The organism is Muricoccus vinaceus (assembly GCF_042433125.1).
Lineage (GTDB): Bacteria > Pseudomonadota > Alphaproteobacteria > Acetobacterales > Acetobacteraceae > Roseomonas > Roseomonas vinacea.
The window spans coordinates 1-1,181 of the sequence record NZ_JBHLVZ010000143.1; the positions used below are offsets into that span (position 1 = coordinate 1).

1 protein-coding gene is annotated in these 1,181 nt (G+C 72.2%); it reads left to right on the top strand.

Annotation, left to right across the window (positions count from 1 at the left end):
• Positions 1–1,181: 1-deoxy-D-xylulose-5-phosphate synthase (dxs, locus tag ACFFIC_RS30010; RefSeq protein ID WP_377057283.1), on the top strand; the 1,181-nt coding region annotated here is incomplete at both ends.

Genomic DNA, 1,181 nt, shown 5'->3' on the forward strand with positions numbered 1-1,181 from the left:
CGCCGCTTCCCGCGCCCGATCGCCGAGGCCGCCCGGCGCGCCGACGAGTATGCCCGCGGCATGCTGACGGGCGGCACCCTGTTCGAGGAGATGGGCTTCTACTACGTCGGCCCCGTCGACGGGCACGACCTCGACCACCTGCTGCCCGTGCTGCGCAACCTGAGGGATGCCGAGGAAAGCGGGCCCATCCTGCTTCACGTGGTGACCCAAAAGGGCAAGGGCTACCAGCCCGCCGAGGCGGCGGCGGACAAGTACCACGGCGTGGTCAAGTTCAACGTGGTCACGGGCGAGCAGGCCAAGGCGCCGCCGGGGCCGCCCTCCTACACCAAGGTCTTCGCACAAGCGCTGATGGCCGAGGCCGAGGCCGACCCGCGCATCGTCGCCATCACCGCCGCCATGCCCGGCGGCACCGGGCTGGACGCCTTCGAGAAGCGCTTTCCCCGCCGCACCTTCGACGTCGGCATCGCCGAGCAGCACGCGGTGACCTTTGCCGCCGGCATGGCCACCGAGGGGCTCAGGCCGTTCGTGGCCATCTACTCGACCTTTCTCCAGCGCGCCTACGACCAGGTGGTGCACGACGTGGCGCTGCAGAACCTGCCCGTGCGCTTCGCCATGGACCGCGCGGGGCTGGTCGGCGCCGACGGCGCCACCCATGCCGGGGCCTATGACGTGGCCTATCTCGGCTGCATCCCCAACATGACGCTGATGGCGGCCGCCGACGAGGTGGAGCTCACCCACATGGTCGCCACCGCCGCCGCCCACGATGCCGGCCCCATCGCGCTGCGCTACCCCCGCGGCGAGGGCACCGGCCTCGAGATCCCCGCCCGCGGCACCGTGCTGCCCATCGGCAAGGGACGCATCCTGCGCCAGGGCAGCACCATCGCCATCCTCTCCTACGGCACCCGCCTGGCCGAGGCGCTGCGCGCCGCCGACGACCTCGCCGCCCAGGGCCTGTCCTGCACGGTGGCCGACGCCCGCTTCGCCAAGCCGCTCGACGCCGAGCTCCTCGAGCGCCTCGCCCGCACACACGCCGTGCTGCTCACCGTGGAGGAAGGCTCCGTCGGCGGCTTCGGGTCGCTGGTCGCGCACCACCTCGCCCATGCCGGGCTGCTCGACGGCGGCCTCCGCTTCCGGCCACTCACCCTCCCCGACACCTACCTCGACCACGACACACCCAAAAA